We start from the raw sequence: 25,230 nt of genomic DNA, 5'->3' as shown, positions 1-25,230 counted from the left end.
ACGTTATTCTGACACTAATACAGGTCAGGCACTCCGGGGCGGAAGCGATAGGCTTCCCCCCGATTCCTCATTTAGCGTTCGCACTTTCTCCCTGTATCATCCCTTTCTAGTTTTTTGACGCTTTCTCATCTGGCCTTAAATGACTTCCCAACCATTGATGCATTCAAAAAGTAACTTCGTGGTTTTCGACGTATCCTGCCGATACAATGATGAAATTGCTTTCGCTATGCTATTGAGATCATGATGAACGCATTGATGTGCTACAGACAGCTGCCGGTATGGGATTGCGGGACACTACAAACGGCGCTCCGAGAGGAAATCAACGCTCAGGATGCCACCTGGACCAAACTGGCGGTGTTAAAAGGAGAGTTAACGCTGACGATGCTCTCGGAACACGATGAGGCCCTCTCGACACACCGTCTTTCCCCACAGTACTCATCCCCTTATATTCAACCGCAGCAACGCTACCGCATTGAGACCTGCTCCGACGACATGCTCTGTCAACTAAGCTTATACTGCCATCCTGACGATTATTTCCATCAGAAGTATGGCCTGACTCGTACGCNCTCGGAGGTCGTTGATGCCCTGCGTAATCTTGGTAGCGGCAAGGCATTGGATCTCGGCTGCGGCCGCGGACGTAATGCACTTTACCTTCATCAGAAAGGCTGGAATGTCACCGCATGGGATAAAAGTCCTGAAAGTATCCACGCATTGAACAGCATCATTGAGCAAGAGCATCTCGAGGGTATTCGGGCACGTGAGCATGATATTAATCTCGCCGACATTGATGACGCCTACGACATGATTTTGTCTACCGTTGTATTGATGTTCCTCGAGCGTTCACGTATACCGGCCATTATCCAGAATATGCAGCACCAGACCGTCGACGGGGGGTACAACCTGATTGTCGCGGCGATGTCGACCGAGGATTCCCCCTGCCCGCTGCCCTTTTCGTTTACGTTCAAAGAGGACGAGCTGCGCCGCTATTACCAAGGGTGGGAGATTGTGAAATACAATCAGGATGTAGGGGAATTGCATAAAACAGATACGGATGGTAAGCGAATCAAACTGCGTTTCGCCACGCTGCTCGCGCGTAAACCGCGTTAAAACATAACCGGGGCACCGCCCCGGCATAAGGCACTGATCGGTAGCACGATTAGCTGGCTTTCAGTTCAACTGCCTTGCGATAAGCCACCAGATCCTCGATCGTCAGGACCGGCATATCATGCTGCTGACCAAAGGCGATCACCTCCGGCGCACGCGCCATGGAACCGTCGTCATTCGTCAGTTCGCACAGCACCCCAAACGGCTTCAGGCCAGCCAGCGTCATCAGATCGACCGTCGCTTCAGTGTGGCCGCCGCGAACCAGTACGCCGCCAGGCTGAGCACGCAGAGGGAAAACATGACCGGGACGATTCAGATCGCTGGCACGGGCATCGTCGGCCGTAGCTGCACGCACGGTAGTCAGGCGGTCCGCTGCGGACACGCCAGTCGTCACGCCTTCAGCCGCTTCGATTGTCACCGTAAAAGCCGTTTGATAGTGGCTGGAGTTATGCTCGACCATCATCGGCAATTCCNGTTTCTGTCTACGCTCTTCAGTCAGGCACAGACAAACAATCCCACTGCCGTGACGAATGGTCAGCGCCATCTGCTGGACAGTCATATGTTCGGCAGAAAAAATCATATCGCCTTCGTTTTCACGATTTTCATCGTCCAGCACCATGACGCCACGTCCCTGACGCAGCGCTTCAAGCGCGCGTTCAACACGCTCGGTCGGTGTACCAAATTGAGAAAGCAAAGTCTGATTCATGGTAAAAAACCCTCACTATTTTCTATGGATTACCAGAATCAGGGCTAACTTGAGGAGTGGCACTGACGGCATGGAAATGCGATCAATGCTAAAAAAATAACGCGGGCAGGCTCAGCCTGACGGATACCGTTACTCTCTCCCATCCGGACTTTAACCGTCGGCCCCGGAATTTCACCGGATCTGCTGACCTCAAACCTAATACGACAGTCTGAGCGCTCGCGGGCTTCCAACCTCATACCGTGTATGGACTGGTTTACCGCCGGTGGGGAATTACGCCCCGCCCTGAGAATAAGCGGGTTTACTATAACGCTAACGATTTGCAGGGGCAACGGGTATAAAGACTCTCATCATCAATAACCAGCTATGCTGGGCGGTTTAGGTTTATACAATGCCTGGGAGGCATTACACTTAGCCAATAGCAGCACTTTTTCCGTCTAACCCATCAGGAAAATCATTATGATTGACCCTAAAAAGATAGAGCAAATCGCCCGTCAGATGCACGAATCCATGCCCAAAGGGATTCGGGAACTCGGCGAGGATATGGAAAAAAAGATCCGTCAGGTTCTGCAGTCGCAGCTATCCCGTCTGGATCTGGTCAACCGGGAAGAATTTGACGTTCAAACGCAGGTTCTGCTGCGTACGCGTGAAAAACTGACTCGACTGGAACAACGACTGGACGAGCTGGAAGCCAAGTCAGCCTCGACCACAGACCCCAAAGCTGAGCCGCCGGCAACACAAGCGCAAGAATAACGGTTCACCGCCGTCGCTTAGGGAAAAGCGGGTTGGGCATTTATGTGCTTCAATGATGAAAACGGGTAGTCATGCAACTTAAGCGAATTCAAGCCTAAAGAAAAAGCCTCCGCAAGCGGAGGCTTTTTACTGTGTATCGTTAGAAAACACGATAACACTGAACGGTTAGCTGAGTACTTCGCGGATACGTGATTTGTATACCTCAACCTTTTGCGGCGTCATCATGCGGCGCTCATCGTCCAATACTACGCCCCCGACATCGTCGGCGATGCGCTGCGCTGATTGCAGCATGAGTTTGAAATTCTGGCCAGCGTCACCATAAGACGGCACCATCATGAAGATTGACACGCCCGGCGTCGAAAACTCCGACATGTCGTCAGGATTGAAAGAACCCGGTTTGACCATATTCGCCAAACTGAACAACACCGGACCGCCGCCAGCGGGATTAACGTGGCGATGGAAAATATTCATCTCACCGAACTGGAAACCCGACTGAAGAACGCTCTGCAGCAGCAGTTCCCCGCCGATGACGCCGCCTTGATGTGCAGCGACATGCACCACCAATACCGCCTCTTTCGCTGCCGGCGCTTCATTAGCGGGAGCCGCTTCTTCTTCCGCTTCCTGCAGGCTTGCCATTTTGGCTTCACGCTCCGCCACCGTTTCCGAATCGGAATGCGTGTCTGCCGCAAGCTCACGCTCGGCCTCATCGATGCGAGACTGTTCCGCAGAATCCGTTTCACCCAACAGCGGATCATAATTTGCTGAAGATGATGTCGGTTCATGAGACGTCAACGGAGGATCGTCCACGGCACGCCCTGAAGCGCTCGCTGGCGAACGAGTCGCAGGGGGCGTACTTTTTTGCGGGCGCACGGGCTTGACCCGTACTTCTCCAACGCCTTCATCCAGCGCCTCGAACGGCGTTTCTTCCGGATCCTGCTTCAAACGCTTCACAGGACGATCGCGAAAAAGGGACGAACGCTCTTTACGGCTGGTCCNCAAGCCGTGCAGCAGCAGTGCTATAATAGCGATCGCGCCAACAACGATTAATATCAGACGCAAGTCCTGCATCATTGCTATCCCAGTTATTCCAATACATTGCCACTATGGCATATACATATATCACTAACTGTATTTGCCCGTGTACACAAGTGCAAGTCTGGCCGACAGTTTATGACAATAAAGATAGGAAGTGCGCACTTTTTTGCTGTTTTTTCATGCAAAAGCGGGCTAGCCAGCACAATATCGTCTCGATATGATGCCGCCATCTTCAAAGAACAATGAGAACAAGAGTATGCCTTACGCCCAAGAAAGCCAGAACCTTCGCAGCGGTTTCCACTATTTCGTAAGAGGCTGGCAGTTGCTCTCGCTGCCGGGAATCCGGCGATTTGTCATCCTGCCTATGTTGGTCAATATTTTGCTGATGGGNGGCGCCTTTTGGTGGCTGTTCCAGCAACTAAACAGTTGGATTCCTCAACTGATGAGCCATATTCCTGATTGGCTGCAGTGGCTCAGCTATCTGCTCTGGCCTCTAGCAGTCATATCCATCCTCTTGGTCTTCGGCTATTTTTTCAGCACGTTGACCAATTTCATCGCGGCGCCTTTCAATGGACTGCTGGCTGAACAGTTAGAAGCACGGTTGACCGGCGTCGCTCTGCCGGACAGCGGTATATGGAGCATCGCTAGAGACACGCCGCGTATCATGCGACGTGAAGTACAGAAACTTGGCTATTATTTACCTCGAGCGCTGGTGCTGTTTTTACTCTATTTCGTACCGGGCATAGGTCAAACGGTCGCGCCTATCCTCTGGTTTATCTTCAGCGCCTGGATGCTGGCGGTGCAGTATTGCGATTATCCGTTCGATAATCATAAGGTCAGTTTCCCGGTCATGCGCCAGACTTTACGACAGCACAAAATGAGCAATCTGCAGTTCGGCGCGCTAGTCAATCTGTGCACGATCGTTCCTGTGCTGAACTTGATCATCATGCCCGTCGCCGTATGCGGCGCAACGGCGCTGTGGGTAGATCGTTACCAGCATTTATCCAACGTGTTGAAAGCCAAATAAACCTCGCTGACTCGGGTCGGGATATTATGAAAATATATTTCCTAAAAACATAACGATATAGCGATTGCTTACTTCACTGAAAGTGTTGAAAAGGTATTCTCTCTAGCGTTCACGAAAATTACACACAGCTATTTAAAGGACGGGCTATGAGCAAGATCTACGAAGACAATTCTTTCACAATCGGCCATACGCCGCTGGTTCGGCTGAATCGCATAGGTAATGGACGCATCCTCGCTAAGGTGGAGTCTCGCAACCCAAGTTTCAGTGTTAAATGCCGTATCGGTTCCAACCTGATTTGGGATGCCGAAAAACGCGGCGTTCTGAAGCCCGGCGTAGAACTGGTCGAACCGACTAGCGGCAACACTGGTATCGCTTTGGCCTACGTGGCTGCCGCCCGAGGTTACAAATTAACGCTGACGATGCCGGAAACCATGAGCATCGAACGACGTAAACTGTTGAAAGCGCTTGGAGCGAACCTGGTACTGACCGACGGCGCGAAAGGCATGAAAGGCGCTATCGCCAAAGCCGAAGAAATCGTCGCCAGCGATCCTCAGCGTTACCTGTTGCTGCAGCAGTTCAGTAACCCCGCCAACCCGGAAATTCATGAAAAGACCACCGGGCCGGAAATCTGGGAAGATACGGACGGCGAAGTCGATGTTTTCATCGCGGGCGTCGGCACAGGCGGTACTTTAACGGGCGTCAGCCGCTACATTAAAAATACCCAGGGCAAAGCTATCACGACAGTCGCGGTTGAACCCGTAGACTCTCCTGTCATTACTCAGGCCCTCGCGGGCGAAGAAATCAAGCCGGGTCCTCACAAGATTCAGGGCATTGGCGCAGGTTTCATTCCAGATAACCTGGATCTGAAACTGGTCGACCGCGTTGAACGTATTAGTAATGAAGATGCCATCAGCAACGCACGCCGCCTGATGGAGGAAGAAGGCATTCTGGCGGGAATTTCATCCGGAGCAGCCGTTGCCGCGGCACTTAACCTCCTGAAAGAAGAGGATTTTAAAGACAAAACCATCGTGGTCATCCTGCCCTCTTCCGGCGAGCGCTATTTGAGTACCGCTTTGTTCGCCGATGTATTCACCGAGCAAGAACTTCAGCAGTAACTAACAAGCCACGGATAAGTAATAAGCATGTTACAAAAAGCACTCTTCGGGGTGCTTTTTTTGTGGGCCATGTCAAAGTTTGCAAGTGTGGTGGATTGCATTTCCAGCCCAGGTTTAGTATTTAACCGGACAATTATTTTGATGCGTGAAATTAATATCTGTCTCCACCCTCTGAAAATTTTATGATTGAGCGCAACGCGAATCGAGTCTCCGAACGGTATTCTGATTCATCTGTGTGACGATGGTTGAACTCTCAGGGTGGTTTACTGATATTGTATTCAAGGTAATGCTTAGGCGTTCCTTGCCGCATCCCGGCCTGCCCCTGTAACATGCGCAGGGAGTTAACCAAACAGGCTAAAGTTCAGTCGATAAACTAGACTTTAGTTCCACAACATTTATCTAATCCAATAAGTTGGGGAAAACCGAATGTTCCAGCAAGAAGTAACTATTACCGCGCCGAATGGCCTCCATACCCGTCCCGCCGCTCAGTTTGTTAAAGAAGCCAAAGGCTTCGTTTCTGACATCACCGTCAACTCCAATGGTAAAAGCGCCAGCGCTAAGAGCCTGTTCAAATTACAGACCCTCGGCTTGACTCAGGGCACAGTCGTCACGATCTCCGCTGAAGGCGAAGACGAACAAAAAGCCGTTGAGCATCTGGTTAAACTGATGGCTGAGCTTGAGTAACAGCAGCCGGTCTCTTTAGTGCACATCAGTATTAAGTAAGGTAGGGTTATGATTTCAGGTATATTAGTATCACCCGGGATTGCTTTTGGTAAGGCGCTGTTACTGAAAGACGATGAGATCGTCATCAACCGGAAAAAAATCACTGCGGAACAGGTCGATCAGGAAGTCGAGCGTTTTCTGGCTGGCCGGGCGAAAGCCTCACAGCAGTTGGAAGCGATCAAAAACAAAGCAGCGGAAACACTGGGGCCAGAGAAAGAAGCTATTTTCGAAGGCCACATCATGCTGCTGGAAGATGAAGAGTTCGAGCAGGAAATCATATCCCTGATTAAAGATGACCACGCATCCGCAGACGCGGCGGCTTCTTCTGTTATTGAAAACCAGGCCAAAGCATTGGAAGAACTGGATGACGAATACCTGAAGGAGCGCGCTGCCGACATGCGTGACATCGGCAAGCGCCTGCTGAAAAACATTCTCGGCATGAATATTGTCGATTTGGGCGATATTCAGGATGAGGTGATTCTGGTTGCTAACGACCTGACCCCGTCTGAAACCGCTCAGTTGAATCTGAAAAAAGTGCTGGGCTTCATCACCGATATCGGCGGCCGGACATCCCACACATCCATCATGGCACGTTCTTTGGAACTGCCGGCTATTGTGGGTACCTCAGATGCGACTCAACAGGTTAAAACCGGTGATTTCCTGATCCTGGACGGCGTGAATAACACCATCTACCAGAATCCGAGCCAGGACATCATCGATAAGCTAAAAGAAGTTCAGCAGCAGTTCATCTCCGAAAAACAAGAGCTGGCTAAACTGAAAGATCTGCCAGCGGTCACGCTGGATGGACATCAGGTTGAAGTCTGCTCCAACATCGGTACCGTGCGCGACGTCGCTGGCGCTGAGCGTAACGGCGCGGAAGGCGTTGGTCTGTACCGTACCGAATTCCTGTTTATGGATCGTGATGCGCTGCCCACTGAAGAAGAACAGTTCCAGGCATACAAAGCCGTTGCGGAAGCGATGGGCGCTCAAGCAGTCATCGTTCGTACCATGGACATCGGCGGCGATAAAGATCTGCCGTATATGAACCTGCCGAAAGAAGACAACCCGTTCCTGGGCTGGCGCGCGATCCGTATCTGTCTGGACCGTAAAGAAATTCTGCATTCACAGCTGCGCGCTATCCTGCGTGCTTCCGCCTTCGGCAAACTGCGTATCATGTTCCCGATGATTATTTCCGTCGAGGAAGTACGTACGCTGAAAGCTGAACTGGAAATGCTGAAAGCGCAGCTGAAAGAAGAAGGTAAAGCCTTTGATGAAACCATCGAGGTCGGCGTCATGGTGGAAACACCGGCTGCAGCCACGATCGCCCATCATCTGGCCAAGGAAGTGGACTTCTTCAGTATTGGGACAAACGACTTAACCCAGTATACTCTGGCTGTAGATCGCGGTAATGAGCTGATTTCTCATCTCTACAATCCGATGTCCCCAGCAGTGTTAACCCTGATCAAGCAAGTGATTGACGCTTCTCACGCAGAAGGCAAATGGACAGGGATGTGTGGAGAGCTCGCCGGTGACGAACGTGCTACACTACTGTTATTGGGAATGGGTCTGGATGAATTCAGCATGAGTGCCATCTCAATCCCTCGTATCAAGAAAATCATCCGTAATGCCAATTACGGCGATGCGAAGGCGCTGGCGGAGCAGGCATTAGCCCAACCGACAGCGGAAGAGTTAAGCAATCTGGTAAACCGGTTCATTAAAGAAAAGACGCTTTGCTGATCCGCCATGCTGGCCCAATATTAAAGCTTAGGAGAGAATCATGGGTTTGTTCGATAAACTGAAGTCTCTGGTTTCTGATGATAAAAAAGATACCGGCAGCATTGAGATCATCGCCCCGTTGTCTGGCGAGATCGTGAACATTGAAGATGTGCCTGATGTTGTTTTCGCCGAGAAAATCGTCGGTGACGGTATTGCTATCAAACCAAACGGAAACAAGCTGGTTGCTCCGGTAGATGGCACCATCGGTAAAATTTTCGAAACCAACCATGCTTTTTCCATCGAATCCGACAGCGGTATCGAGCTGTTCGTTCACTTCGGTATTGATACCGTTGAACTGAAAGGCGAAGGNTTCAAACGCATCGCTGAAGAAGGTCAACGCGTCAAGAAAGGCGACACGATCATCGAATTCGATCTGCCGCTGCTGGAAGAAAAAGCCAAATCTACACTGACGCCCGTTGTGATCTCCAATATGGATGAAATCAAAGAGCTGACCAAACTGAGTGGTTCTGTTGTCGTCGGCGAAACGCCGGTTATTCGCATCAAAAAATAACAACGGCTTGGTTTGTACATCAACGGCGCTTAGGCGCCGTTTTTTATTGCCCCGTCCTCTATCATCTCCGCCAGCGCCCCACCTCGCTCATCCATATTCCATCACGCCTCCGCACCAATCTCCTGACTTCTCCGCCTGTACGAGACATCTGGCGCCCTGTTGGCGCACCGCATCAAGTTCAGAGCAAAGGGGGTGATGTCGATGAGGGTGAATGGGCACAACGGAAGACAAAGAATATGCCTTTCAAAGAGGCGATGGCGGGGAGATCGGCCCCCACAGAGAGCGGAGGGCCGATGGCCATAACAGCGGCGAAATGCCGCGGAAATAGGCAGGACGCCCCTATTTCCAACGTGGCAGGCTGATGCGAATCAGTAACCCTCTAGGCTCCCGATTCATCGCTTCAATACGCCCGCCGTGAGCCAGCACGGCTTTACGGGCAATGGCCAGTCCCAGCCCATAACCTTTGCCAGACTGGGGAGAATCTATGCGTATAAACGGATCGAAGATGCTGGAAAGTTTACCCTTTTCGACTCCGGGACCACTATCAGCGACATCGATAATCCACTCGCGTTCGCTTTTCCTCAAGGTCACTGTGACCTCCTCTCCCATAGAAGAAAAGCGGAGCGCATTTCTGATAATGTTATCCAGCGCGCGACGCATCAGCTCCGATACGCCCTTGAGGGTGTAGTCCTCGTAGTCACCGGCATTGAGGTTGATCTCAACACCCGGTATTTGCGCTTCGTACCTGGCATCATTCACCACCGCGTTTACCAGCCCCAGCAGGTCGAAATACTCCTCGTTAATTTCCTGGTTAATCTCCGCGTTATCGGTGCGAGACAAGGTCAGCAGCTCGCCTATCATCTTGTCCATCCGCTCCGCCTCGCGCTCGATACGCTGTAAGCAGCTTTCCACATTACTGTCGTTTTGCCGAGCCAGCCCTATAGCCAATTGCAGACGCGCCAACGGCGATCGCAACTCATGAGAAACATCGTGAAGCAGTTCCTCCCGCGCACTGNCCAGCACGTCCAGACGCTCCACCATCGAATCGAAGTCTCGCGCCACATCGCTGATCTCATCATGCCGGCGNCGCATCGCCGGCGGCAGCCGCACGGAAAGATTGCCTTGCGCGACCTGACCAAATCCCGCTCGCAGCTGGTTAAGGGGCCGGGCAAGATTCCAGGCCATCATCGCGCTAAACAGCAACCCGCTGATAGCACCAATCCACAGGATAGGACCGGGAATATGCAAAAATCGCTGCAATGCAGGAGGCCCAAAACGGAACTCTTGTCTCAGCTTATCCATATCGAAGCGCAGAAGATAATGCTGGTGATCTGGACCGGTGACCCGCTGTAAGGGCCTGGCAGGGTTATTGCCTTCAACCATATCGTCAGGCAGCAGAGGCTCACCATTGTCATCCTGCGGCTGTACGGTATCCGACGTATTCTGCGTGGAGACCGTAAGATAGTGCCGTTCACTTTCAGGCCAGCTCGACATCTCCTCATCCAGCGCAGCGATCCCACCGCGCTGCAAAGCCTGAGATGCCAGCGTCATCTGTAACGAGATGACGTGCCGCCCCAGTCTTATTTCAGGAGGAACATCGCGATCGCCATAAAAAGAAATGCCTACCCACAGCAGTTGCGAAATCACGATCAGCGTTAGCCACAGACCGATCAGGATCTTCCAGAAAAGTCTTCCCTGCATCATTATCGGATCCGGTAGCCGACGCTACGCACTGTCTCAATGGTTAACGTGCTACCTTCCAACGCGCTGAGTTTCTGTCGAATATTGCTGATGTGAACGTCTACGCTGCGATCGTACGCTTCGCGCCGGCGCCCTAGGCATTTCTCCGACAACTCATCTTTCGTCACCACCCTATCAGGTGAGCGCATCAACAGCTCCAGCAGATTAAACTCGGAAGCCGTAAGATCGAACGACTCACCGCGCCATTCGCTGTTGCGAGTAGAGGTATTCAGCATCAGCTCGCCATACGTGACCGTCCCCGTTTCACTGGTCTTTTCCGGTTTATCTTCATAACGACGCAACACCGCCCGCAGTCGCGCTACCAATTCCCGTGGGTAGCAAGGTTTAGGAACATAATCATCCGCGCCCATCTCCAGNCCGATAACGCGATCGATGTTGTCGCCTTTCGCCGTCAGCATGATAATCGGCAACTGTTGACTCCGCCTGACCTGACGTAACACATCGATTCCACTCATGTCCGGCAGCATGATGTCCAGAATCATGGCGGTGTACTGATTGGACATAGCCCCGTCAACACCCTCTTGACCGGTCAGCACCTGCTCGGCGTTGAACCCTTCGGCCGTCAGGTATTCGCACAGCATACTTCCCAGCTCTGCATCATCATCTACCAGTAAAATTTTCATCATTTGTTCCCGTATGTTCGTATGAAACCTATTCTCAATTGTGCCAGTATCTTACGCAGCTGTATTTACAGATTACTTACTTTTTATTTAGACAATTATGACGTGGCGCTTGCGATAAATAGAGTAAATTGGTGTCTTTACTATGCTTTATGTCTTCGGCCTTACTAAGGACACTGAAGTTTTGATGAAATTCCGTTTACGGCCCATCCGCTTAATTTTAATTATATTGTTCACTATTCTTCTTGCCCTGCTCTCGCTTTATTTACTGCGTCCAGAAAGCAAAGTTAACTATATTACTACCCCCGTCGCCATTCGGGATCTGGAAAAAACCGTGCTGGCCGACGGCACCATAGAAGCACAAAAGCTGGTCAGCGTGGGGGCGCAAGCCTCGGGGCAAATTAAGACACTGCCGATTTCATTGGGCGACAAGGTCACCAAAGGCCAGTTGCTGGCCGAAATCGACGACCTGACTCAGCAGAACGCGTTCAAAGATAGCCAGGCTGCGCTGAAAAACGTGCAGGCACAGCGCGCGGCCAAGCTCGCAGTACTGAAAAATAATCAGATTAGCTGGCAGCGCCAGAAAATGTTGATGCAAAAAGGCGTCGGCGCTCAATCGGATTACGACAGCGCCAAGGCGACGCTAGATGCGACACAGGCCGAGATTAACGCGCTGGACGCGCAAATCATCCAGGCTCAAATCGCCGTGAGCACGGCGCAGGTCAATTTAGGCTATACCCGCATCCTCTCTCCCATTGACGGCACCATCGTCGCCATTCCGGTCGAAGAGGGACAAACGGTGAATGCCGCGCAGAGCACGCCCACCATTACAAAAGTCGCGAACCTCAAGACCATGACGATCGAAGCTCAGATCTCGGAGGCGGATGTCATCAAAGTCAAGCCCGGCATGTCGGTCTGGTTCACCATTCTCGGCGATCCGGATAAACGCTATCAGGCTACGCTACGCGCCATCGAACCAGCGCCAGAATCGCTGAGTTCCGATACCACATCTACCGGCAGCAGTAGCGCCAGCAGCAGTAGCAGCTCGACTTCATCCACCACGGCGGTGTACTACAACGGCCTGTTCGATGTCGACAACCCCGAAGAGATCCTGCGAATCTCGATGACGGCACAGGTCTACATCCTGCTGGATACCGTCAAGAACGCGCTGGTTGTCCCGATGACCGCGCTGCATAACGACAACGGGAAGACATCCGTACAGGTGGTCGGCGCAAAGGGAGACATCCAATCACGGGCGGTGACGACAGGCATCAGCGACAACGTCTTCGTCCAGCTCACCTCCGGCGTCAACGCCGGCGAACAGGTGATTGTCAGCCAACAGGGCGGCACGACCGGCAGCCGTCCGGGCAGGCCGCCGATGGGGTTCTGAGCCATGACGACACCGTTGTTGCACCTGCGCCATGTCTTTCGCCGTTTCGCCAACGGAGAGAAGACCGTCGACGTCCTGAAAGACATTAATCTGACGATCCAATCGGGTGAGATGGTCGCCATCGTCGGGGCGTCAGGCTCGGGAAAATCCACCCTGATGAACATCCTGGGCTGTCTGGACAAACCCAGTGAGGGCGACTACCTCGTGGCGGGAACGTCCACGCTGGCGCTGGATAACGACAGTCTGGCCGCGCTGCGGCGGGAACNCTTCGGCTTTATTTTTCAGCGTTATCATCTGCTGGGCGACCTGACGGTACAAGACAACGTGGAGATCCCGGCCATCTATGCCGGTAAAGCACGCCATGAACGCCAGCAACGTTCGCTCGCGCTGTTGACCCGGCTGGGGCTGGAAGAACGTCTAAACTACTCGCCTAACCAGCTTTCCGGCGGCCAGCAGCAGCGTGTCAGCATTGCCCGCGCCCTGATGAACGGCGGCAACGTCATTCTGGCGGACGAACCGACCGGCGCGCTCGATAGCGCCAGTGGAAATGAAGTGCTGGCGATCCTGAAGGAGCTGCACCGGCAGGGGCAGACCATCATCATCGTCACACACGATATGCAGGTGGCTCGGCAGGCGGAGCGCATTATCGAAATCCGTGACGGTGAAATCATCGGCGACCATCAACACGAGGCACCACGAAGCGATCCCTCCCCGTCCTCACGCCCGGCGGTGACCGGCGCCCAAGGCGCCGTTCTGTCCGCCAGACCCACGATGTCCCAGTGGTGTGATCGCTTTATCAACGCGTTCAAAATGGCGCTGCGTGCAATGAACGCACAGAGAATGCGTACCTTTCTGACCATGCTGGGCATCATCATCGGCATCGCGTCGGTGGTGTCGGTCGTGGCGCTGGGTAAAGGCACTCAGCAGCAGGTGCTGGATAGCATCAACGCGATGGGGACCAGCACGCTGGAAATTTTTCCCGGCAAAGACTTTGGCGATATGCGGTCAGGCGCGATCCAAACGCTGAGGGCCAGCGACATCAAACCGCTGTCGGAACAGCCTTACGTCCACAGCATCACTCCCCTGCTTTCCTCCAGCGTAACGCTGCGCTATCGCAACGTGTCGGTCTCCTCCACCGTGAACGGCGTCGGCGAACAGTTTTTCACCGTGCGCGGCTATACCCTCTCGGAAGGGGTATCCTTCCCCTCCCGCAGTATCGACACACTGGCGCAAGAAGTGGTTATCGACCAGAACACGCGCGATAAGCTGTTCGCTCATGGGGAAAATCCACTGGGACAGGTCATTCTGCTCGGCACGTTGCCCTGCCGGATTATTGGCGTAGCGACCCGCCAGCAGAGTGGCTTCGGAAGTGATGAAAACCTGAATGTCTGGGTCCCTTACACGACCGCGATGTGGCGATTGGTCGGACAGTCCTATCTGCGCAGCATCACGGTTCGCGTCAAAGACAATATCGATCTGAGCGTGGCGGAGCAAGGCATCACGGAAGTCCTGACGCGCCAGCACGGCAATAAAGACTTCTTCGTGATGAACACCGACAGCATCCGGCAAACCATCCAGCAAACCAGCGCTACCCTGACGCTGCTGGTATCGCTGATTGCGGTGATTTCACTGATTGTCGGCGGGATTGGCGTGATGAATATCATGCTGGTTTCAGTCACGGAGCGAACGCGTGAAATCGGCGTACGGATGGCGGTGGGGGGGCGTACCAGCGATATTATGCAGCAATTCCTGATTGAAGCGGTGCTGGTCTGCCTGTGCGGCGGGCTGCTGGGCGTCGCGGTCTCGATGCTGGGCGGCTGGGTATTCGGCCTGCTGGTCAGCAGCTTCTCTCTCGTGTATTCCCCCGCCTCTATCGTCGCGGCTTTCGTTTGTTCCAGCCTGATCGGCGTCATTTTCGGCTTCTTCCCCGCCCGACGCGCCGCCAACATGCAGCCTATCTACGCATTGGAAAGGGAATAGTCCAAGGTGACACGGCGGTCAGTTAAAGACGCCGGTCGAGAGATAACGATCGCCGCGATCGCACACAATCGCGACGATATGGCTTCCCGGCTCAGCGGCGGCGATCTTCAGGGCGCCCGCCACGGCACCGCCTGAACTCACGCCGCACAACAGACCTTCCTGCTGCGCCAGCGAGCGCGTGGTGGACTCGGCCTCCTCCTGAGAAACATCCAGAACGCGGTCGACCAGCGTCGGCTCGTAAATCCCCGGCAGATAGCCGGGCGACCAACGTCGAATCCCCGGGATCTGACTGCCGGCCTGCGGTTGCAGTCCGACGGTGCAAATCGCGTCACGCTGACTTTTCAGATAACGGCTAACGCCCGTGATTGTCCCCGTCGTGCCCATACAGGAAACGAAGTGGGTCAGGCGACCCGCCGTTTGACGCCAGATTTCCGGGCCGGTGCCGACGAAATGGGCGTGAGCATTGTCCGGGTTGTTGAACTGGTCAAGCACGTAACCCACGCCCGCTTGCGCCATGCGGCGCGCCATGTCCCGCGCGCCTTCCATTCCCTTTTCCGCGCTCACCAGCTGCAGTTCGGCACCGTATGCGCGCATAGCGGCCTGACGTTCCAGACTCATGTTCTCCGGCATCAGCAACCGCAGGCGGTACCCCTTCAACGCCGCAACCATCGCCAACGCGATGCCGGTGTTGCCGCTGGTTGCTTCGATCAGCGTGTCGCCGGGGGAGATCATCCCCCGCAGCTCCGCCCGACAGATCATGCCGTAAGCGGCGCGATCCTTGATTGACCCCGCCGGGTTTTGCCCTTCCAGCTTGACCCAGATCTCGCTATCCGTGTGGCGAGCCAATCGCTGTAATTTGACCAGCGGCGTATTGCCGATGCAGTGTTCAAGCGCGTCTGTCTTCACGTCCTCTGCCTGCCTCCTCTCTGTCAGGATCGTCTCGTTTCGGCAGTTACAACGCCTGTAACCACGTCAGCGACGGAGCGAAATAGTAGCTCCCGCTCACNGCGCGGGTAAAGCGCAACATCTCGTCCCGCTTTCCGTCCCGGTCGCCGAACATACTTAGCAACTGCTGTTCGATATTATGCAGGCGAGAGCAGTAGGCCATGAAATAGAGTCCTTTTTTACCGCTGGCGGTGCCATAAGGCAGGCTTTGGCGCAAAATTTTCAGACCTTTGCCGTCTTCTTTGAGATCGACACGGCTAAGGTGGGAGGTCTCCGGACGCCGATCGGACGGCAGCTCTTCGTTCTCTTGCTTGGTGCGACCGATCATCTGTTCCTGTTTTTCCGTACTCATACGCTGTAGCTGACGCAGGTTATGCTCCCAGCGCTGTACAAAAACGTAGCTGCCGCCCGCGCCCGGCTGTCCGTCGGGTATAATGGCGACACGTTGGCGATCTTCGCCTTGTGGATTTTCGGTGCCGTCGACAAAACCGCTTAGGTCTCGGTCTTCCACCCCGCGGAAGCCATGAGTTTCTTCTTCGACGTGAATGGCGCTGCCGAAGGCGGCTATCGCCGCCTGAGCCAAGCTGAAGTTCACGTCATGACGTAGNGACTGGATATGGATCAACATATCTCGCTGCGTCGCCGGCGCCAGTCCTTTCCCGAGCGGCGTAAACGGCTTCAGTTCGGCGGCGCTGCCGTCACAATCCAGCTCGCGCCATACATCGTGACCAAAGGCGAGCGTCGCGCCCAGACCGGCCTCTGGAAACTGCTGCTGTAACTCATTCAGAGACTGACAAAATTTCTTGCATCCCTGCCGGATGGCATCAAATTCTCCCTGAACTCTGGCTTCCATATAAATGGCAAAACGGCGATGCTCCAGCAAAATACCGCTTTGAATGGGTGTCATCTCTCTCATTCCTCTAATTATTCAGTATGTTGTATTGTCGATCTTGCTCCGAAAATACCCAGCGCGCTTATGATACCGGATGCAATACTCATTTTGCTTTGCTTCAACGCAAAATGTTTCCCAGGCCGCAACGCGGCTGAGAGAAAGAGAGAAAGGTCATGCGGGAAATAACCGGCGAATAGATTGAAAAAATCAGAAAAAGCATGGGCGGCAGCGCCCATGCCGGATGCGGGAATCAGCTGCGCGGCTGGGCGTGCCAGATGATTTTGCTGACTTTCCAGCGCTGCAAGATATCGTCAGGCGGCATGAGCCCGTCCGGACCGCTCCAGCGACCGGTAAACAGATAGCTCACATGCTTGCTCTGCGGCGCGACACATTCCACGTCGCGAGCGCTGTCGCCCTGTCCCAGTTGGCAAGCCTCAAACGCCTTGCTATAGAGCGAGCTGAATTCGTCACCGATTTTAACGCCCCAGACGCTGGCGGCCGACGCGTCCATGACATCCACCTGACTGACGTGACGCTTCGGCTCACCGTTGATCGTCACTTTCACCTGGTCGTCCTTCAACCCTTCATAGAACGCCATTAGCTTACCGTTATGCATCGCCATTCCGCCGCGCAGCCGGTAATTTCCGTCCAAGGCGCGATCAAGCTCGGCTTCAGACATCGACGTTCCCGCGGTGATACCGCCGACGCCCGTCTCTGAGACTGTCAACGAAGAGCCGAACCAGTTCATTGGCGACAGGCTGGACAAGGAAAAATGGGAAAGCGTGCCGCAGCCGGTCAGCAGCAGCGGAAGAGCCAAATATAGCGGTCGAANAGTTATCACAACCAACTCCTTAACAAAAAACGGCACCTGCCTGCATGCAGATGGCTATTGGAGTCTTCTGTGAGCAGAAAGTGCCGTAAAAATCGTTGCGGGGGAATGCGGCCGTCAGACCGAATCCGTGGGAGATAGCATGCCGCGCCAACACATCATCCCGGGGTTAATACTCCTGATCTTCTATCAGGCGTTTGCCCAGCGTAATGCAGTCTGCGGTTTGATAATCCAGCTTCTCGTACATGCCGATCACCGCATCGTTATCTTCGCGGACCATCAGATTGATTTTTGGACAGCCGCGCGCAATCAATTTCTTTTCCAGCCGGCTGACCAGCGCATTGGCGATGCCGCGCCCGCGGAAGTCAGGATGAACGCCCAGATAGTAGGCCGAACCACGATGACCGTCATAACCGCCCATCACGGAGCCGACGATCTCTCCGCTGNCTTCCGCCACAAGAAACAGATCGGGATCGTGATTCATCTTACGTTCGATATCCATCTCCGGATCGTTCCACGGACGCAGGAGATCACAACGATCCCAAAGAGTGATCACTTCTTCAAAGTCATCTTGACTGAATATGCGGATGTCCATCGGTCACGACCCATTATCGACAAGTAAATGAGGTAAGTTCTGATTATCGCGTGATTCCCGTCAGACGCAACCGTAAATTGCGGTTGTCGCCTCATCGCCACGACGGCATTTATCGACGCGGAAATCTCGTTATACTGACGGCTTTGCCACAGATGCCAAAAGGATCACGATGAGTTCTCCCGATATCGACGCGATTAAACGTTTTCTGCTCTCGTTGCAGGACACCCTCTGCCAACAGCTGGAACAGATGGACGGTGCCGAAACCTTCAGGGAGGACGCCTGGGAATACGCAACCGGCGGCGGCGGACGAAGCCGGGTCCTGCGCCAGGGACAGGTCTTCGAGCAAGCTGGGGTCAACTTTTCCCACGTTTCAGGCGCGTCTTTGCCGCCTTCCGCCAGCATTCATCGGCCGGAGCTGGCCGGACGAAGTTTTCAGGCCATGGGCGTCTCACTGGTCATCCATCCGCTCAATCCGTACGTGCCCACCAGCCATGCCAACGTGCGCTTCTTTATTGCCGAAAAAGAGGGCGAGACGCCGGTGTGGTGGTTCGGCGGCGGCTTCGACCTGACGCCGTTCTACGGCTTTGAAGAAGATGCGGTTCATTGGCATCAGACGGCGCATGACCTCTGTCAGCCCTTCGGCGAAGACATCTACCCGCGCTACAAAGCCTGGTGCGACGAGTACTTCTTCCTGAAACATCGCAACGAAGCACGAGGCATTGGCGGCCTGTTCTTCGACGACCTGAATACGCCGAATTTCGCCACCAGCTTCGCATTTATGCAGGCCGTCGGCAGAGGGTTTGCAGAGGCTTACTTGCCGATTGTCCAACGCCGTAAAGATCTGCCCTGGGGCGAACGGGAGCGCGAATTCCAGCTTTATCGTCGCGGGCGCTATGTGGAGTTCAACCTGGTGTGGGACCGAGGCACGCTATTCGGCCTACAGAGCGGCGGGNGGACAGAATCCATTCTGATGTCGATGCCGCCGTTGGTACGCTGGGAATATCAGTACGCCCCGACGTCGGATAGCCCGGAAGCTGCACTGTATCGGGACTTTTTGCCGCCGCGCGACTGGCTGGCGCTCAAAGAGAACGAGGGGGATCGCTGATGGCCGTCATCTGGGTCGATGCCGACGCGTGTCCGGTCGTGATCAAGGAAGTCCTGTATCGTGCGGCAGAACGCACGGCGACCACCGTCACCTTCGTCGCGAATCAGCCGCTGAAAGNGCCGACCTCCCCCTATCTGCGCACGCTGCGCGTCGCGGCAGGCTTTGACGTCGCGGATAACGAAATCGTCCGCCGCGTTACGCCCGGCGATTTGGTGATCACCAGCGATATCCCGCTGGCGTCCGAAGTGCTGGAAAAACAGGGCGAGGCGCTAAACCCTCGCGGAGAGCGCTACACCCCAGACACTATCCGTGAGCGACTCACGCTGCGCGACTTTATGGATACCTTGCGTTCCAGCGGCATTCAGACCGGCGGCCCCAACGCATTGAGCCAGCGCGACCGCCAGCAGTTCGCCAATCAGTTGGATCAGTGGCTGCAACGACAGTCCCGCTAATCGCTCTTTCCCCGATCGCATCCCTTCGATCGGGGAAATCCATTGCCATATTGTCTTACTCCATCACAGTAATCAGAAAAACCGCATGTCATTCTGTCCGGTACTGATGCAGGGTATGTCATTACTACCCTGAGTTTTCGTCGATCCGTTCTTATCCCAGGAGTCATGCATGAACCAACTCGATGCCCTTAAACAGTTCACCGTCGTGGTGGCTGACAGCGGCGATATCGACTCAATCCGGCATTTCGCGCCGCAGGATGCCACGACCAATCCTTCGCTGATCTTGAAAGCCGCCAGCCTGCCCTCCTATCAGTCGCTGTTTACCGACGCGCTGGACTATGCCCGCCAGCAGGGCGGATCGCGCGAAACACAGCTGATTAACGCCAGCGACCAGTTGGCCGTCAACATTGGCGCCGAAGTGCTAAAAAGCATACCGGGGCGGATCTCCACCGAAGTGGACGCGCGCCTGTCATTCGACCGGGGTATGTGCGTCACCAAGGCCCGCAAGCTGATCGGGCTGTATGAACGCAAGGACATTCCCCGCTCACGTATTCTGATCAAGCTGGCGGCAACCTGGGAAGGCATTCAGGCCGCCGAAGCGCTGGAAAAGGAAGGGATCAACTGCAACCTGACGCTGCTGTTCTCATTTGCGCAGGCACGGGCCTGTGCGGAAGCGGGCGTGTATCTGATCTCACCGTTCGTCGGCCGCATCTACGACTGGTATCAGGCTCGGGAACCTAATGCGGACTATTCAGCGGAGCAGGATCCCGGCGTACAGTCCGTCAAACGCATCTATGACTACTACAAGCAGCATCGCTACGAGACCGTCATCATGGGTGCCAGCTTCCGCAAGGTCGAACAGGTGCTTGCGCTGGCTGGCTGCGACCGCCTGACCATCTCTCCGCATCTGCTGGAGCAGCTGAAAAACAGCGACGCGCCGGTAGAGCGCAAACTCAGTCCGGCAACGGAAGGGCTCTACCAGGCCTCGCCGCTTTCCGAAGCCGAATTCCGCTGGCTGCACAATCAGGACGCTATGGCGGTAGAGAAACTGGCGGAAGGGATACGTCTCTTCGCCGCCGATCAACAGAAGCTTGAAGACCTGCTGGCCGCACAGCTGTAACAGGAAAAGAGAGGTCGCGGGGCGAACTTCACCGCCCCGCCCTGACAGTCAATCCACTACGACTGACTAAACCACCCCTGTATCTGGGCGTACTGTAAGAGCATGATGGTCTTCGCGTCTTTGATTCGTCCGTCTTTCATCATGGCGACCGCCTCGGAAAAAGGCAGTTCGACCACTTCGATATCCTCATCGTCAATCCCGCCTCCGCTGTTTTCGCGCAAGGAGTCGTCGTACTGCGCGGCGAAGAAGTGGATGATCTCAGTCATTCCCCCCGGCGACATATAGGCTTCAAACAATTTTTCGACGTCTCTGACGACGTAGCCGGTCTCTTCTATGGCTTCATTGCGTACACAGGTTTCAGGCGAGTGATCGTCCAGCATCCCCGCACAGGCTTCCAGCAGCATGCCGCTCTCATTGCCGTTCAGGTATGTCGGCAACCGAAACTGACGCGTCAGAACCACGTTGCCGCGTTCCCGGTTGTACAACAGAATCGTTGCCCCATTCCCCCGGTCATAAACCTCGCGAACCTGCCGAACGGTTCCGCCGTTTTTCCTCTTCAGGTCATAAACATACTTATTCAGCACAAACCATTGGTCGGACAGCAGTTTCTTTTTAACGATGGTAATCGATGACGTCATGAAAGGTCCTCGGTCTCAAATCGGGNCAATCAACATCAGGATATTCTGATGAGCAGGATCGCCGGGCCATGTCGACCAGGCGACGCCGAGTCACTCATCATGCACCGAACCGTTATTGACCACAAATTGCCTGAATGCGGAAGAGCCCCAGCCCGACTCTCGGCTCTTGAGCCAAATCATCAGCGTATCGATTTCACCAATCGCAGGGTCGATAGTATGGCTACGGACAGCAAAGCTCTGCGCATAGCGCCTGACCACGCTTTCAGGGAGAAGANAAATTCCCATGCCTGACGCTACACAGCCGAGAATGGTCTGAAAAGATCCAAACTCCTGTAGCCCGGCGCCAGCCAGATTTTGCTGGCTAATCCACTGTTCGAAGCGGAAGCGGTAGTGGCTGCCTCGTGCAAACGCCAACGGTTTGGTGACCTGCAAATCGTCGGCGGTCACGACGTCGGCGTGATCCTTAGCCGTGACCAAAACCAACCTCTCCCGCCAGACGGGCATGCATCCGAGCAGATCGNACGGTAAGAGTCCATGGTCAGCGACAAAGGCGATATCTAATTGGCCATTTAGCACTTTTTCAACCAGTTGAGACGTTGGATAGGTTTCCAGACTCAGCTCGACCAGCGGCATCTCGAGGCTAAATGAGGACAACAGGGAAGGTAAGCGGATCGCCGCCGTGGTTTCCAATGACCCGAGGCGTAGCGGCCCGGAAGGCGTTCTGGCCTGCAAATTTCGCTGCGCCTCGTCCATCAACGCCAGAATTTGTTTGGCATACCCCAGCAAATATTCTCCCTCCGGCGTGATGTAGAGACGATTTTTCTCACGCCTGAACAGACAGACATTGAGGCTGGCTTCTAATCGCTTGAGCCGGGTAGTCACATTTGACGAAACACAGTGCAAACGCTTTGAAGCTTCTGTGACAGAGCCGGTCTCAGCTACGGCCTTGAAGAAACGCAATGAATTGCTGTTCATATCGTACGCTCCCTTTAAATGAATATTTAGCTAATAAATATTCACTTTTATTTATCCTAATAACCGTCAGGATAGCTCTAACACCATTCCTGCTACCTTCGGAAGAGAAAAATGAATCATGTGCGATATTCCCAGCAATTGTCGTCATCTATTAGCGCTGCGCTGTTTGGCATGGCGATTTTGGCGTTGGGAATGGGACTCGGCCGTTTTCTCTTCACCCCCATGTTGCCCATCATGCTCAGCGAGAAACTGTTTACCTTCGACCAGCTCTCGTACCTTGCCAGCGCCAACTATGCGGGGTATCTGTTTGGTAGCCTACTGTTTGCTTTCAGCCGCCTGATCCCCCCCGCTTATACCAGCGCGACGCTGTTTGCCGCCGCTATCGCCACCGCCGTGCTGACATTCGCCATGGCCCTGACTCATGATTTTACCCTGACGCTGTTGATTCGTTTCACCGCCGGTATTGCCAGCGCTGGCATGATGATTTTCGGCTCATTAAGCATCATGCGCCTCACGCATGACTTTGGGGCTATCGCTGCGTTATATGCGGGCGTTGGCGTGGGGATCATCATGGGGAATGAGTTTGTCGTCGTCGGCCAACGCTATGCGCTGGACGCAGAGACCCTATGGTGGGGCGCGGGCCTGCTGTCCGCTTTGCTATTGATGGGAATGTGGCTGCTGACGCCACGGCGTGCCACTGCGCCAGCCAGCGTCGCTCCCACGCCGGTCAAACAGGAAACCATACTCTGGTGGCAGTTGGCGCTGCTATATGGACTCGCCGGCTTCGGCTACATCATTATCGCCACCTATCTGCCTCTGATGGCCAAGACACTGGCATTCCCGCTGCTTGCCAGCCACCTGTGGTCGCTGGTCGGTCTCGGCATCGTTCCCGGCTGCTTCATTTGGCTATGGGCCGCGGGTCGTTGGGGAACGCAGCAATGTCTGACGGCAAATCTTTTCCTGCAGGGAGCGTGCGTCCTGTTGACCTTGGTCAGCGNCTCCCCCGTACTGTTAACCCTCAGCAGCATCGGCTTCGGCGCCACGTTCATGGGCACCACCTCGCTGGTGATGCCATTAGCCAAACGCATTCGCGTTCCGCGACATATCAATCTGCTCGGTCTCGTCACCTTGACTTACGGCATCGGGCAAATTGCCGGCCCCTTGCTGACCAGCGCGTTGAAATACGGTCCCCATGCGGTCGTCTCCGCCATTGTCTGCGGTGCCATCGCGTTATTTATTGCCTCTGGAATGAGTTATTTCACAACAGGAAATCGTCAATGTTCGATCAATCAAAGGAGATGAGTTATGGCTCGAACAACTATCGCAATATTGGGCGTAGGCCCAAGAGGGTTAAGTATTCTTGAACGTCTGATCACGCTTTATCAGCAATCACCACATTCAGATGGAATGGAAATCCTGCTCGTGGACCCCAATGAAATTGGCACGGGCGCTCACAGTCCTCAACAACCCGACCACCTGCTGGTCAACACCGTCGCCAGCCAAATTACGCTATTCGGTGACGAGTCGGTCAAAAATAGCGGCCCCATCCGCCGTGGGCTTAATTTTTGTGAGTGGGCCAGAGCACAGGGCTACCGAAACAAAAATGGCACTGAAGTTCAGGAAAACGACTACCTTCCCCGTCGGCTGCTGGGCGAATATCTCGGCTGGGGATACCACGAAATCACCCGCGGCCTGCCGCACGATCTCGTGATCCGCCATCGTCCGTACCGTGCCATCAACATGACCCTTCAGGACAACGGGAAAACCACCATTGCTCTGCAAGGCGGGACGTGCGTTACGGCCGATTTTGTTTTCCTCACCACCGGTCATGGGCACAATAGGCTGTCCATTGACGATCACGTGCTGCTGCAGTTCGTGGCCGCCAACCGCACGCAAAATCCCCGACTCCAGTATTTCAGCACGCCTTATCCAACCACGATGCTGGACGAGATATCGCCCCAGTCGCGTGTGCTGATTCAAGGTATGGGGCTTACCGCTTACGATGTGCTGTCGCAACTAACCTATGGCCGAGGAGGCATTTTCACAGAAGAGGGAGACCGATTGTTATACACGCCCAGCGGACGTGAACCGGATATCGCCCTGTTCTCCCGTCAGGCGCTGCCGTTTAGCAGCCGTGGCCGTAATCAAAAAGGCATCGGTGGGCAGTACCATCCCGCGTTCATCACTCTCGCCGTCATCGACAAACTTCGTCAGCAGACGCACTCCGACACGGGATCGTCGAAGTTGGATTTTGAAAAACAGATCCTGCCTCTGCTGGTGAAGGAGATGTGTTACGTCTATCGCAGCACTCTGGATAAGCACTGGCCGGATGCGGCGACGTATCAAGAAGATCCCGCGGATCGTCAACGTATCCTCGCACTGTTTTATCCACATCAGGGCATGTCATTCGCTTCTCTGCAGGCCTACACCGAGTTCTTTATGGCGCACCTGATTGACGATCTCCACGCCGCGGATCTAGGCAATATCGAGGGCGCGGTCAAAGCGGCTACCGATGTGATCCGAGATGTGCGCGACATTCTACGCTATGCGATCGATTTCGGCGGGCTGACGGGCGAATCCCATGAGCGTCTGTTAGAGCACTACGCGCCGGTGTTTAACCGCATCGCGGTGGGGCCGCCGTTAGTGCGCAATCGCGAACTGCTGGCGCTGATGGAAGCGGGAGTGGTCAAAGTTGCAGGGGGACCTGCGTCAACGCTGCTGCTCAACGCCCACTCGGGGTGTTTCGAGATTAACAGCACGTTTGCCGATACGAACAGCCGAACGGAATTCGATGTGCTGGTCAAAGCCAAGATCGACGGTTTCTCTGCGCTGCATGATGATTCTCCGTTTATCCACAACCTCATCACACAGGGAATTATCCGCCCCTTCATCAACCAGGGCTATCATCCCGGCGGGATAGATATCGATCGCAATCAGCATCCAATCTCCAGCGAAGGAGAAACGCAGAAATCACTATGGGCGCTGGGAGTCCTCGCAGAAGGACCGAACTTCTATACCTATGTGCTGCCGCGTCCGCAGGTTAACTCTCGCGCGCTGCAGGATGCCGGAAGATGCGTCACCGAAATGTATCAGCAGTTGGAACAGCTTTATTCCATGAATGATTCGAATGTGTTCTCGTAGTCCCATTACCTGAATAATTTTCAGGTCTACACCGGAGGAA

Annotated in this window: 24 protein-coding genes and 1 riboswitch; of the genes, 14 read left to right on the top strand and 10 right to left on the bottom strand. The window is 54.4% G+C overall.

Going from position 1 to position 25,230, the window contains the following annotated elements; all coding sequences use genetic code 11:
- Positions 1-243: 243 nt before the first annotated feature.
- A complete protein-coding gene (gene tehB, locus RZ35_RS04370; protein WP_026742206.1) occupies positions 244-1,107 on the top strand; it encodes an SAM-dependent methyltransferase TehB in 864 nt (287 codons plus the stop codon).
- A gap of 49 nt (positions 1,108-1,156) precedes the next feature.
- Here the strand turns inward: tehB and ribB are convergent, their stop codons facing one another.
- Positions 1,157-1,810 carry a 3,4-dihydroxy-2-butanone-4-phosphate synthase gene (gene ribB / locus RZ35_RS04365; protein ID WP_026742205.1) on the bottom strand — a complete coding sequence of 218 codons (654 nt, stop codon included), beginning with the start codon at positions 1,808-1,810 and terminating at the stop codon, positions 1,157-1,159.
- A 127-nt stretch (positions 1,811-1,937) separates the two neighbouring features.
- Positions 1,938-2,104: riboswitch (FMN riboswitch) on the bottom strand.
- 162 nt (positions 2,105-2,266) lie between these two features.
- Between ribB and ubiK the strand changes: the two genes are divergently transcribed.
- A complete protein-coding gene (gene ubiK, locus RZ35_RS04360; protein ID WP_026742204.1) occupies positions 2,267-2,560 on the top strand; it encodes a ubiquinone biosynthesis accessory factor UbiK in 294 nt (97 codons plus the stop codon).
- A 165-nt stretch (positions 2,561-2,725) separates the two neighbouring features.
- Here ubiK and zipA read toward each other — a convergent pair whose 3' ends face one another.
- Entirely contained in the window at positions 2,726-3,631 is a 906-nt protein-coding gene (gene zipA / locus RZ35_RS04355; protein WP_026742203.1) for a cell division protein ZipA, read from the bottom strand.
- Positions 3,632-3,851: 220 nt separating this feature from the next.
- Here zipA and cysZ point away from each other — a divergent pair, with 220 nt between their 5' ends.
- The 5 genes from cysZ (at position 3,852) to crr (ending at position 8,747) form a co-directional block, all read left to right on the top strand.
- Complete coding sequence (gene cysZ / locus RZ35_RS04350) at positions 3,852-4,622, top strand: sulfate transporter CysZ (protein WP_026742202.1); 771 nt, start codon at positions 3,852-3,854, stop codon at positions 4,620-4,622.
- 146 nt (positions 4,623-4,768) lie between these two features.
- Positions 4,769-5,737, top strand: a complete 969-nt coding sequence (gene cysK / locus RZ35_RS04345) for a cysteine synthase A (RefSeq protein ID WP_026742201.1) — start codon at positions 4,769-4,771, stop codon at positions 5,735-5,737.
- Between the two features lie 426 nt (positions 5,738-6,163).
- On the top strand, positions 6,164-6,421 hold the full coding sequence (gene ptsH, locus RZ35_RS04340; protein WP_026738658.1) for a phosphocarrier protein Hpr: 258 nt from the start codon (positions 6,164-6,166) through the stop codon (positions 6,419-6,421).
- 48 nt (positions 6,422-6,469) lie between these two features.
- A complete protein-coding gene (gene ptsI, locus RZ35_RS04335; RefSeq protein ID WP_026738657.1) occupies positions 6,470-8,197 on the top strand; it encodes a phosphoenolpyruvate-protein phosphotransferase PtsI in 1,728 nt (575 codons plus the stop codon).
- A gap of 40 nt (positions 8,198-8,237) precedes the next feature.
- Positions 8,238-8,747, top strand: coding sequence for a PTS glucose transporter subunit IIA (crr, locus tag RZ35_RS04330; protein WP_026738656.1), 510 nt, complete (start codon positions 8,238-8,240; stop codon positions 8,745-8,747).
- Positions 8,748-9,086: 339 nt separating this feature from the next.
- On the opposite strand, the gene RZ35_RS04325 is transcribed toward crr, so the two are convergent.
- Entirely contained in the window at positions 9,087-10,451 is a 1,365-nt protein-coding gene (locus tag RZ35_RS04325) for a sensor histidine kinase (RefSeq protein WP_200873743.1), read from the bottom strand.
- On the bottom strand, positions 10,451-11,131 hold the full coding sequence (locus RZ35_RS04320) for a response regulator transcription factor (protein ID WP_026742199.1): 681 nt from the start codon (positions 11,129-11,131) through the stop codon (positions 10,451-10,453). The genes RZ35_RS04325 and RZ35_RS04320 overlap by 1 nt, the downstream gene beginning before the upstream one ends.
- Positions 11,132-11,315: 184 nt before the next feature.
- Here RZ35_RS04320 and RZ35_RS04315 point away from each other — a divergent pair, with 184 nt between their 5' ends.
- Positions 11,316-12,518 carry an efflux RND transporter periplasmic adaptor subunit gene (locus RZ35_RS04315; RefSeq protein ID WP_026742198.1) on the top strand — a complete coding sequence of 401 codons (1,203 nt, stop codon included), beginning with the start codon at positions 11,316-11,318 and terminating at the stop codon, positions 12,516-12,518.
- Between the two features lie 3 nt (positions 12,519-12,521).
- Positions 12,522-14,498: a MacB family efflux pump subunit gene (locus RZ35_RS04310; protein WP_026742197.1), complete on the top strand. Its 1,977-nt coding sequence runs from the start codon at positions 12,522-12,524 to the stop codon at positions 14,496-14,498.
- An 18-nt stretch (positions 14,499-14,516) separates the two neighbouring features.
- On the opposite strand, the gene cysM is transcribed toward RZ35_RS04310, so the two are convergent.
- The 4 genes from cysM to RZ35_RS04290 form a co-directional block, all read right to left on the bottom strand.
- A complete protein-coding gene (cysM, locus tag RZ35_RS04305; protein WP_026742196.1) occupies positions 14,517-15,404 on the bottom strand; it encodes a cysteine synthase CysM in 888 nt (295 codons plus the stop codon).
- 46 nt (positions 15,405-15,450) lie between these two features.
- The gene (locus tag RZ35_RS04300) at positions 15,451-16,350 is read right to left on the bottom strand and encodes a Dyp-type peroxidase (protein ID WP_026742195.1); all 900 of its coding nucleotides are present in this window, start codon (positions 16,348-16,350) and stop codon (positions 15,451-15,453) included.
- Positions 16,351-16,585: 235 nt separating this feature from the next.
- Positions 16,586-17,176, bottom strand: coding sequence for an RpoE-regulated lipoprotein (locus RZ35_RS04295; protein ID WP_099049237.1), 591 nt, complete (start codon positions 17,174-17,176; stop codon positions 16,586-16,588).
- A 157-nt stretch (positions 17,177-17,333) separates the two neighbouring features.
- Entirely contained in the window at positions 17,334-17,759 is a 426-nt protein-coding gene (locus RZ35_RS04290) for a GNAT family acetyltransferase (protein WP_026742193.1), read from the bottom strand.
- Between the two features lie 169 nt (positions 17,760-17,928).
- Here RZ35_RS04290 and hemF point away from each other — a divergent pair, with 169 nt between their 5' ends.
- The 3 genes from hemF to tal all read left to right on the top strand — a co-directional run bounded on the left by hemF (position 17,929) and on the right by tal (position 20,436).
- Positions 17,929-18,864 carry an oxygen-dependent coproporphyrinogen oxidase gene (gene hemF / locus RZ35_RS04285; RefSeq protein WP_026742192.1) on the top strand — a complete coding sequence of 312 codons (936 nt, stop codon included), beginning with the start codon at positions 17,929-17,931 and terminating at the stop codon, positions 18,862-18,864.
- Entirely contained in the window at positions 18,864-19,316 is a 453-nt protein-coding gene (locus RZ35_RS04280) for a YaiI/YqxD family protein (RefSeq protein WP_026742191.1), read from the top strand. The genes hemF and RZ35_RS04280 overlap by 1 nt, the downstream gene beginning before the upstream one ends.
- A gap of 169 nt (positions 19,317-19,485) precedes the next feature.
- Positions 19,486-20,436: a transaldolase gene (gene tal, locus RZ35_RS04275; RefSeq protein ID WP_026742190.1), complete on the top strand. Its 951-nt coding sequence runs from the start codon at positions 19,486-19,488 to the stop codon at positions 20,434-20,436.
- A 56-nt stretch (positions 20,437-20,492) separates the two neighbouring features.
- Here tal and nudK read toward each other — a convergent pair whose 3' ends face one another.
- Complete coding sequence (gene nudK / locus RZ35_RS04270) at positions 20,493-21,074, bottom strand: GDP-mannose pyrophosphatase NudK (RefSeq protein WP_026742189.1); 582 nt, start codon at positions 21,072-21,074, stop codon at positions 20,493-20,495.
- Positions 21,075-21,164: 90 nt separating this feature from the next.
- Complete coding sequence (locus tag RZ35_RS04265) at positions 21,165-22,049, bottom strand: LysR family transcriptional regulator (protein ID WP_026742188.1); 885 nt, start codon at positions 22,047-22,049, stop codon at positions 21,165-21,167.
- Between the two features lie 111 nt (positions 22,050-22,160).
- Here RZ35_RS04265 and RZ35_RS04260 point away from each other — a divergent pair, with 111 nt between their 5' ends.
- Both RZ35_RS04260 and RZ35_RS04255 read left to right on the top strand, forming a co-directional pair.
- The gene (locus RZ35_RS04260) at positions 22,161-23,351 is read left to right on the top strand and encodes an MFS transporter (protein ID WP_036152610.1); all 1,191 of its coding nucleotides are present in this window, start codon (positions 22,161-22,163) and stop codon (positions 23,349-23,351) included.
- A gap of 3 nt (positions 23,352-23,354) precedes the next feature.
- Positions 23,355-25,190 (top strand): FAD/NAD(P)-binding protein, encoded by a 1,836-nt coding sequence (locus tag RZ35_RS04255; protein ID WP_026742186.1) that lies wholly within the window; start codon positions 23,355-23,357, stop codon positions 25,188-25,190.
- Positions 25,191-25,230 lie beyond the last annotated feature (40 nt).

Origin of the sequence: Lonsdalea quercina subsp. quercina, from assembly GCF_000688655.1 — a bacterium.
In the GTDB taxonomy this organism is placed as follows: Bacteria; Pseudomonadota; Gammaproteobacteria; order Enterobacterales; family Enterobacteriaceae; genus Lonsdalea; species Lonsdalea quercina.
The sequence above is the reverse complement of the archived record's forward strand: the minus strand, read 5'-3'. Positions and strand labels throughout refer to the sequence as shown.

Bases quoted from the DNA above. Each gene is read 5' to 3' on its own strand.
- ubiK (WP_026742204.1), top strand. From the start codon at position 2,267: ATGATTGACCCTAAAAAGATAGAGCAAATCGCCCGTCAGATGCACGAA.
- cysK (WP_026742201.1), top strand. From the start codon at position 4,769: ATGAGCAAGATCTACGAAGACAATTCTTTCACAATCGGCCATACGCCG.
- ptsH (WP_026738658.1), top strand. From the start codon at position 6,164: ATGTTCCAGCAAGAAGTAACTATTACCGCGCCGAATGGCCTCCATACC.
- ptsI (WP_026738657.1), top strand. From the start codon at position 6,470: ATGATTTCAGGTATATTAGTATCACCCGGGATTGCTTTTGGTAAGGCG.
- RZ35_RS04315 (WP_026742198.1), top strand. From the start codon at position 11,316: ATGAAATTCCGTTTACGGCCCATCCGCTTAATTTTAATTATATTGTTC.
- tal (WP_026742190.1), top strand. From the start codon at position 19,486: ATGAACCAACTCGATGCCCTTAAACAGTTCACCGTCGTGGTGGCTGAC.
- nudK (WP_026742189.1), bottom strand. From the start codon at position 21,074: ATGACGTCATCGATTACCATCGTTAAAAAGAAACTGCTGTCCGACCAA.
- RZ35_RS04255 (WP_026742186.1), top strand. From the start codon at position 23,355: ATGGCTCGAACAACTATCGCAATATTGGGCGTAGGCCCAAGAGGGTTA.